Annotated in this window: 7 protein-coding genes; 2 read left to right on the forward strand and 5 right to left on the reverse strand. The window is 70.3% G+C overall.

Annotated features, from left to right (window positions below):
• Positions 1-2: 2 nt before the first annotated feature.
• The 5 genes from Q1K33_RS20165 to Q1K33_RS20185 form a co-directional block, all read right to left on the reverse strand.
• Entirely contained in the window at positions 3-407 is a 405-nt protein-coding gene (locus tag Q1K33_RS20165; protein ID WP_300406627.1) for an arsenate reductase ArsC, read from the reverse strand.
• Positions 404-1,114 carry an MIP/aquaporin family protein gene (locus Q1K33_RS20170; protein ID WP_300406629.1) on the reverse strand — a complete coding sequence of 237 codons (711 nt, stop codon included), beginning with the start codon at positions 1,112-1,114 and terminating at the stop codon, positions 404-406. Before Q1K33_RS20170 ends, Q1K33_RS20165 begins: the two co-directional genes overlap by 4 nt.
• Positions 1,111-1,491 (reverse strand): metalloregulator ArsR/SmtB family transcription factor, encoded by a 381-nt coding sequence (locus tag Q1K33_RS20175; RefSeq protein WP_300406631.1) that lies wholly within the window; start codon positions 1,489-1,491, stop codon positions 1,111-1,113. Before Q1K33_RS20175 ends, Q1K33_RS20170 begins: the two co-directional genes overlap by 4 nt.
• Before the next feature lie 79 nt (positions 1,492-1,570).
• The gene (locus Q1K33_RS20180; RefSeq protein WP_300406633.1) at positions 1,571-4,396 is read right to left on the reverse strand and encodes a response regulator; all 2,826 of its coding nucleotides are present in this window, start codon (positions 4,394-4,396) and stop codon (positions 1,571-1,573) included.
• A 20-nt stretch (positions 4,397-4,416) separates the two neighbouring features.
• Positions 4,417-5,850, reverse strand: a complete 1,434-nt coding sequence (locus Q1K33_RS20185) for a serine/threonine-protein kinase (protein WP_300406635.1) — start codon at positions 5,848-5,850, stop codon at positions 4,417-4,419.
• A gap of 135 nt (positions 5,851-5,985) precedes the next feature.
• Here Q1K33_RS20185 and tyrS point away from each other — a divergent pair, with 135 nt between their 5' ends.
• Together tyrS and Q1K33_RS20195 are read left to right on the forward strand one after the other, a co-directional pair.
• Complete coding sequence (gene tyrS / locus Q1K33_RS20190; protein ID WP_300406637.1) at positions 5,986-7,257, forward strand: tyrosine--tRNA ligase; 1,272 nt, start codon at positions 5,986-5,988, stop codon at positions 7,255-7,257.
• Positions 7,258-7,264: 7 nt separating this feature from the next.
• Entirely contained in the window at positions 7,265-8,326 is a 1,062-nt protein-coding gene (locus tag Q1K33_RS20195; RefSeq protein WP_300406638.1) for an alpha-hydroxy acid oxidase, read from the forward strand.
• Positions 8,327-8,627 lie beyond the last annotated feature (301 nt).

Here is an 8,627-nt window from a genome sequence, read left to right on the forward strand (position 1 = left end):
GCCTACGCAGGGGGGAAGAGCTGTCCGAGGAGAGTCTCGACGCGGGCGCGGATTTCATCGCGGATCGGACGCACCGACTCGATTCCCTGGCCGGCGGGGTCGGCCAGCTCCCAGTCCTCGTAGCGCTTTCCGGGGAAGAACGGGCAGGCGTCGCCGCAGCCCATGGTGACGACCACGTCGGAGGCCTGGACCGCCTCAGTGGTCAGCACCTGGGGCGTCGCGGAGGTGATGTCGATGCCCTCCTCGGCCATCGCCTCGACAGCGACCGGGTTGATGGAGTCGGCCGGCATCGACCCGGCGGACAGGACCTCGACCCGACCGGCGCCCAGCGCCATCAGGTAGCCCGCGGCCATCTGGGACCGGCCGGCGTTGTGGACGCAGACGAACAGGACGGTGGGACTGCTCATGAACGGCTCTCCTGGGGTGTGGTGGAGCCATCGAGCTCCACGGAGGGGGTGTCGGGGTAGAGGAACCGCACCAGGAGGAGCGCGAGCGCCCCACCGACGACCTGGCACCCGACGAAGGCCGGGACGGACGCGGGTTGGATCCCCGCGAAGGTGTCGGAGAACATCCGAGCGATCGTCACGGCGGGGTTGGCAAAGCTCGTGGAGCTGGTGAACCAGTAGGCGGCGGTGATGTAGCCCCCCACGGTGAAGGCGACGATCTCGCTGCGCCCCGAGCGCAGGCTGCCGAACACGACCAGCACGAGTCCGAAGGTCGCCACGATCTCGCCGAGCCACAGGCCGCCGCCCGAGCGGTCCCGGGTCGAGAGGTTGATGGCGTCCAGGTCGTACATCAGGTTGGCCAGCACCGTGCCGAGGGACCCACCGATGACCTGGGCGACGATCAGGTAGGCCGTGTCCCGGCTGCTGATGGCTCCGAGGGCCCGTTCGACCAGGGTCACGACCGGGTTGAAGCTGGCCGAGACGGGCTGCAGGGCAAGGATCAGGGCGATGAGCGCGGCGCCGGTGATCAGGCTGTTCTCGAGGAGCTGCAGGCCGACGTCGTCGGGGGACAGGCGGACAGCCGCGATACCTGAGCCCACGACCGCGGTGACGAGGAACGCCGTACCGACGAGCTCGGCGGTGAGCCGGCGGGCGAGCTCCGTGCTCACCGCGCGGCCACAGGCGCTGGTACGGCGAGCAGGGCGCCGAGGTCGGCGAGGGCGTCCTCGCGGACCCGGTAGTAGACCCACACCCCGCGCTTGCTGCGGTCGAGCAGGCCTACCTGGTGCAGCACCTTCAGGTGGTGGCTGATCGTGGGTTGCGACAGCTCGAAGGCGTCCTGCAGATCGCACACGCACGCCTCGCCGTCGGCGTGAGAGGCGACCAGGGAGAGCAGTCGTAGCCGGACGGGCTCGGCGAGCGCCTTGAGCACCGGCGCGATCCGCAGCGCCTCGTCGGCGCTGAGGGGCTCGCTGACCAGGGGCGAGCAGCACGCGACCGCGACGGCTCCGAGGGTGGGGACGGTCGACGAGGCCGACTCAGACATAGGCACTCGTCAATGTTGACAGACATCTATGTCTTCGGCCAAACCGTTCACCGGGCTCGACCGACCCGTCCCGGGTGCGTCAGGGCGCGTAGGTCGCCTGGTAGGCGAGCAACAGGCGTCGACCTTCGGCCATGGCGTCGTGCAGCTCGCCGATGAGCTCGGCTGCGCCCCGCGTCGTCCCGGTCGTGGCCACCTGCTCGAGCGCCCGGGCGGCCGCGCCGGCACGGGGGACCCCGAGGTTGAGAGCGCTGCCCGCGATCTTGTGGGCGGCTGCGCGCAGCCCGTCGCTGTCGTCGGCGGCAACGAGCTGGGTGATCGTGGCCTCGGCGGTCACCGAGTTGGCCTGGAAGTTGCCGATCGCCCGATCGAGGTAGGTCGTGTCACCCGGGTCGAGATCGCGCAACATGTCGAGCCGGTCCGTGTCGAGTCCCACGATCGGCGGAGTGGGCGGCAGCTCGGGTGCGGCGTCGTGTGCGTCCTCGGACATGTCTTCCTTCGGGGTAGCGGTCCAACGATCGAGCGCACGGGCCAGCGCGGCGCGGTCCACCGGCTTGGTCAGGAACTCGTCCATCCCGGCAGCCAGGCAGCGTTCCCGCTCGCCCTCGACGGCCGCTGCGGTCATCCCGATCACCGGCACGTGCAGCCCGCCGCCCTCACGCTCGCGCAGGGTACGTGTCGCGGCGTAGCCGTCCAGCACCGGCATCTGCACGTCCATCAGCACGGCGGCGAAGGTGTCGCGTGCCAGCACCTCGAGCGCCTCCGCGCCGTTCTGAGCGACGCTGACGCGGTAGCCGAGGGACGTCAGCAGACCGGTGGCCACGAGCTGGTTGACCACGTTGTCCTCCACGACGAGCACGCGGGGCGACCCCGCCGCCTGCGTGCTCGGCTCCGGGAGCGGCATGGGCTGGGCAGGGACACCCGCGAGCTGCTCCAGCAGCGTGCCGCGCAGGGTCTCGACGGCCACCGGTCGGTCCAGGAAGACCGACACACCCGCAGCGCGGAGCCGGCCCAGGTCCACCTCGAGGCGAGACCCGACCACCACCATCGCCACCTCGTCGTACGTCGTGTCCGCGGCGATCCGCGCCGCCAGCTCCATCCCGCCACCACCGGCGAGACGCGCGTCGATCAGCACCGCCTCGTAGGGCTGCCCGTCCCTGATCGATCCCGCCAGCATGGCGTGGGTGGTGGCGACATCCTCGGCGCGGTGTGCGTCGACGGACCACCAGCGGAGCTGCTCGACCTGCGCTGGACCGCAGAGGGGACTGCCGTCGGCGACCAGGACCCGCCGCCCGGTGAGCCAGCTGCGTGCGTAGTCGTCGAGGTCGGTCGCTTGCGCGGCGTGGCGCTCGCACGTCACCTCGAACGAGAAGATGCTGCCGCCGCCCGGGTTGGGCTGGTAGCTGATCTCGCCGCCCAGGGCCGAGACGACCTGGCGGGCGATGGACAGGCCGAGCCCGGTGCCACCGAACCGACGAGTGGTCGAGGCGTCGGCTTGGGTGAACGGCTCGAAGAGGCGCTGGAGCTGGTCGGCCTCGATGCCGATCCCGGTGTCGGCGACGTCGAAGCGCAGCTCCACGGCGTCCTCTGCACCAGGCGCGACGTCGTCAGGCGGGGTCGGCGCCGTCACCGACAGAAGGACGTCACCCCCGGCGCTGAACTTCACCGCGTTGGAGACCAGGTTGAGCAGCACCTGTGACAGGCGGGTGGGGTCGCCGAGCACCAGGGCCGGCACCGACCGGTCGCACCACACCACGACCTCCACCCCTCCTGTGCGAGCGGCTCCGGAGACGACGCGGACCACTTGGTCGGCCAGGGAGCGCACCTCGACGTCGACATGCTCGAGCTGTACGGGGCGACCGTCGATCTTGCTGAAGTCGAGGACGTCGTTCAGGACGCCGAGCAGCGTGTGGCTGGCAGCGTGCAGCCCCGACATCAGGCGTTGCTGGTCTGCGTCCAGCGAGGTGCGCTGCACGAGGTCGGTGAGTCCGATGATGCCGTTGAGCGGTGTCCGGATCTCGTGGCTCATGGTCGCGAGGAACTCCGACTTCTGCCGCGACGCGGCCATGGCCTCGTCCCTGGCCGAGGCGAGGGCGCGCTCGCTCTCCTCGCGCTCGGCCACCCGGGCGAGCTGCACCGCGACCGCCTCGACCATGGTCTCGACCATGTCGCGCCGCTCCACGTCGCGTCCGGCCGTGATCGTCCCCACCATGTGGACCCGTCCGTCGGATCCGACTCGGAACGCGACGGTCCGCTCGTCGGCGCTCCAGGTGGTCCTCCCGGCCCGCAGCGCCGCCAGGCACAGGGCCTCGTCGTCGGGCTGGACGTCAGGGTCCAGTGGCTCGAGCGTGCCGGAGCCGTCGACCACGCGGAACGCCGCCGACCGGATCCAGTCGTCGTGTCCCCGCAGCAGCGTCCGCACGATCGGGATCGCCTCCTGCAGCGTGTGCGCAGCGTTCGCCGCGGCGGCAACCTGGCGCATCAAGGCGCTCTGCACCACCTCGTCGCGCAGTGCCTCCTCGGCCCGACGCAGCTCGTCGAGGACGTGGCGACGGTCGCCGTAGTCAGCTGCACGGTTCAGGATCGCCACGACCTCGCCGTCCTCCCGCAGCAGGCTCTCGCGCAGTGAGACCCAACGCGCCACGCCCGCCACGTCGTGGAAGAGGACCTCGACGTCGCCCTGGTTGGACTCACCGGCGCGCACCCGTCCCAGGTGCTCGGCGAACTGGACCTTGCCGGTGTCGTCCAAGGTATCGAACACCGTGACCGACGTGATCTCCTCGACCGGTACGCCGTACATGCGTGCGAAGGCCTCGTTCGCGTAGACGATGGCCCCGCGCAGGTCGGTCACCCAGATCCCGTCAGGTGACGTCTCCACGATGTCGCGGTAGAGGGCGGCGATGTCCATGCGCGACCGTCAGCAGTCCATCAGGCAGGCCCGGCGATCAGGAACCCGTCGTCGGTCGCCACGAGCTGCAGGCTCACCGGCTCCTCGACGCGCCCGAAGCCGCGTCTCTGGTAGCGATAGGTGTAGGAGACGGTCAGGGCCGCAGTGTCGGCGCTGAACGTGAGCAGCCGGGTGTTGCTGACGCTGCCCCAGAAGTCCTCGTAGCCCGGAGTGCTCTGCTCCCGGAAGGCCGGTGTGAGCTGTTCGATGCCCTGGGCCGGATCGCTGCTCGCCAGGGTGAGGTAGTCGGACACGAAGGAGCGGAGCTCCCTGCGGGTGGGCTCGCTCGACGCCTCAGGCGTGGGCGTCGGCGTCGGGCTCGCCGTCGGCTCGCTACTGGGAGCCTCGGCGGAGGGTGCAGCCGGGTCGGTCGCGAGGTTCTCCTGCGGGTCGTCCTGCAGGGCGAGGACGACGATCGCGATCACCAGCGCCGCGACCAGGGCCGAGATGACGGCGGGCAACCAGGACCGTCGCTCGGGCGCAGCCCGCCGGGACCCCGAGGCTGCGGCCGGCTCCGGGTCGGGTGCGGCCGGGACCTCGGGCGCAGCATCGCCGACCAGCCCCGGGATCACGTGCATCGCCTCGGTGGGGGCGTCGGTGCTCGGCACCGGGGTGCGACTGGAGAGCTCGTCGTCGGGGGAGTCGAGGAAGTGGACGATGTCCTGCATCGACCAGCGCTGGGCCGGCGTGCGCGTCATCGTGGCCTCGAGCAGCGGGGCGAGCACGCCCGCGTCCTCGATCCGCGGCGGAGCCTCGTTGACGATGCGGTAGAGCGCCCCGAGCACGTTGTCGCTGGCGTCGTACGGCGGGTGGCCCGCGAGCGCGTGGAAGAGCGTTGCGCCCAGCGACCAGACGTCGCTGGCCGGGCTGGCCTGCTGGCCGGAGGCGACCTCTGGCGCGAGGTAGGCCGGAGACCCGGTCACCAGCCCGGTCTGGGTCAGGGCGGCGTCCGCGCTTCCACGGGCGATCCCGAAGTCGGTCAGCTTCACGTGGCCGTCCGCGCGCACCAGGATGTTGCTCGGCTTCACGTCGCGGTGGACGACCCCGTTGGCGTGCGCAGCGGCGAGCGCGGAGGCGGCCTGGGAGATGATCCGGCCGGCCTCGCCGTGTGACAGTGGGCCGCCGGCACGCACCAGCTCGCTGAGGGTCTGTCCCTCGACGTACTCCATGACCATCCACTGCTGGCCGTCCTCGGCCACCAGGTCGAAGACCCCCACGATGTGCGGGTGGTTGAGGCTCGCGGCGATCTTGGCCTCGCGAGCAGCCCTTTCCTGGTCCGGGCTCGTCTCCCCGGGCAGTGCCCCGAGTCGCTTGATCGCCACGGGTCGGTCCAGCACCTCGTCGCGGCCCAGCCAGACCGCGCCCATGCCGCCTCGACCGATCTCGCGGTCGCGCGTGAATCTTCCAGCAATCACCCTTGAGCTCCTCCAGACGCCACAAACCTACTGTCCTGGGGGCTCGTGGCATGCCAGTCTCCACGATCAGTGGTCATGCGGCAGTCTTGTCCCGACAGCCGCCGTCGAAACTCAACCGGAAGCGAGGCGACCTCCGTGTCGGTCGACCCGAACCTGCTCGATGACCTGCAGTGGCGAGGGCTCGTTGCCCACTCCACCGACCTCGACGCGCTGAGCGCGGCGTTGCAGGAGAGCAGCGTGCGGTTCTACGTCGGCTTCGACCCGACCGCGCCGAGCCTGCACATGGGCAACCTCGTGCAGCTCACCACCGCGCGGCGGCTGCAGGACGCCGGCCACACGCCGTACCTCCTCGTCGGCGGCGCGACGGGGATGATCGGCGACCCCCGGGACTCCGGCGAGCGCACCCTCAACTCCCTGGAGACGGTGCAGGAGTGGACCGAGGGAGTGCGTCGCCAGATCGAGCCGTTCCTGGCGTTCAGTGGGGACAACGGCGCCACCATGGTCAACAACTACGACTGGACCGAGGGTCTGTCGGTCATCGACTTCCTGCGCGACGTCGGCAAGCACTTCCCGGTCAACCGGATGCTGTCGCGCGAGACCGTGAAGCGCCGCCTCGAATCGGGGATCAGCTACACCGAGTTCAGCTACGTGCTGCTGCAGTCCATGGACTTCTTGACCCTCTACCGCGAGCACGGGGTGACGTTGCAGTTCGGTGGGTCCGACCAGTGGGGCAACCTGACCGGAGGTGCCGAGCTGATCCGTCGCGCCGAGAGCGGGAGCGCGCACGCGTTCGCGACCCCGCTGGTGACCAAGGCGGACGGCACGAAGTACGGGAAGACCGAGGGCGGAGCGCTCTGGCTGGACCCCGCGATGATGTCGCCGTACGCCTTCCACCAGTTCTGGCTCAACGTCGAGGACGAGAAGGTGGGGGAGATGCTGCGCATCTTCACCTTCCTCCCGCGTGCGGATATCGAGGCACTCGAGGCCCGGCACGAGGAGAAGCCCTTCCTGCGCGAGGCGCAGAAGACGCTGGCCGACGAGGTGACGACCTTCGTGCACGGGCCCGAGGAGACCGAGCAGGCCAAGGCTGCAGCCGCTGCGCTGTTCGGGGGCGGCGACCTGATGGGGCTTCAGCCTCAGACGCTGGCTGCTGCACTCAGCGAGGCGGGCTCGACCGTGGTGGAGCGTGGCGAGGCGTTGCCCAGCGTGATCGACCTCCTGCTGGCGTCCGGACTCGCGACCAGCAAGGGCGACGCGCGCCGCACGGTCAGCGAAGGCGGCGCCTACGTCAACAACGTCCGGGTGGAGGATCCCGATGCCGCCGTGGGACAGCACGACCTGATCGGCGGCGCCTGGCTCGTCCTGCGGCGTGGCAAGAAGAAGTTCGCCGGCGTCGAGATCCGCTGACGAGGTCATGAGCGAGCAACGCTGGCAGGCGCGCCTGTGGCAGGACGCTCGCGCTGCGCTGCCCGATCACGTGTGGCGCTTCGTGACCGCGGGAGCCCGGGACGAGATCTCCCTGCAGGAGTCTCTCGAGGCGTGGTCGCACGTGCGGCTCTACCCCCGCGTGCTGCGCGACGTACGACGTCCGGACGCGGCGACTGCGCTGCTGGGTCTCCCGGTGCCGTCTCCCGTCGCCATCGCACCCACGTCGATGCAGCGGCTGGCGCATCCGGGGGGTGAGCTGGCCATGGCGCAGGCCGCCGCGGAGGCCGGCTCCTTGGTGGTGGTGTCCAGCAACGCTGGCACCCGGTTCGAGGAGCTCGGCACAACCGGTGCCGCGTGGTGGCTGCAGGCCTACGCGACCGCTGATCGCAGCCTGGTCGCGCCTGTCTTCGAGGAGGCCGCGCGCGCTGGTGCTCGAGCGATCGTGCTCACGGTCGACACCCCTGTCCCGGGCACGAAGTACGACATCGACGAGGCCGCGTTCGGCGACCTCACCGAGGTCTACGGTCTCAACCATCCGCAGGTGGTTCGGGGCCGGACACCCGGTGCCGAGCACGCTCAGGACCTGACCGCCGCCGACATCGCATGGCTGCACGACCTCACCGGCCTGCCGATCGTGGTCAAGGGCGTCCTGCGCGCCGACGACGCCCAGCGGTGCGTGGAGGCAGGCGCCGCCGGGGTGTGGGTGTCCAACCACGGGGGCCGCCAGCTCGACAGGTCGGTGTCGACGTGCGCGGCCCTACCGGCGGTGGGCGCAGCCGTGTCCGGGCAAGCAGAGGTCTACGTCGACGGCGGGATCCGCTCGGGGCTCGACGTCCTCACGGCCCTGGCGCTGGGGGCCGACGGCGTCTTCTGCGGTCGTACGCCGTACCTCGCGTTGGCCGCGGGCGGCGCCGAGCGCGTGGTCGAGATGCTCGATCTGCTGCACGACGAGCTCCTCGACGCACTGCGGATGTCCGGCTGTGCCCGCCTGCAGGACGCTCGCGGACTCGCCTCCTCCGGCACGCCAGAACCCCCCACAGGGCTCTGACCTGCACAAACGCGAATGTGGCCCGCGTCACTGCGAGTCGATTTGTAGTTCTCCTGGATTCCCCCTAATGTTTCACCTGTCGCCAGGGAGCGGCGGGGAGCAAGACCGAGAGGTCGGGCTCCCGGCCCCGAGGTGTACAGGTCCTCTCAAGGTCCACCGGATCAAGCGTCTGTGCAACTGCGCAGAACCAAATCCGGAGCGGAGATGAGAGGGTCCATCAGCGCCAGCAGGAACCTTCGCGGGGGAGGCTGGGTGCGTCTGATGTTTGAGAACTCAACAGTGTGTCATAGTCGACGAATTA

Origin of the sequence: Nocardioides sp., from assembly GCF_029937575.1 — a bacterium.
Taxonomy (GTDB): domain Bacteria; phylum Actinomycetota; class Actinomycetes; order Propionibacteriales; family Nocardioidaceae; genus Nocardioides.

Excerpts from the sequence above, each read along its gene's own strand:
- Q1K33_RS20165 (WP_300406627.1), bottom strand. The coding sequence starts at position 407 with ATGAGCAGTCCCACCGTCCTGTTCGTCTGCGTCCACAACGCCGGCCGG.
- Q1K33_RS20175 (WP_300406631.1), bottom strand. The coding sequence starts at position 1,491 with ATGTCTGAGTCGGCCTCGTCGACCGTCCCCACCCTCGGAGCCGTCGCG.
- Q1K33_RS20180 (WP_300406633.1), bottom strand. The coding sequence starts at position 4,396 with ATGGACATCGCCGCCCTCTACCGCGACATCGTGGAGACGTCACCTGAC.
- Q1K33_RS20195 (WP_300406638.1), top strand. The coding sequence starts at position 7,265 with ATGAGCGAGCAACGCTGGCAGGCGCGCCTGTGGCAGGACGCTCGCGCT.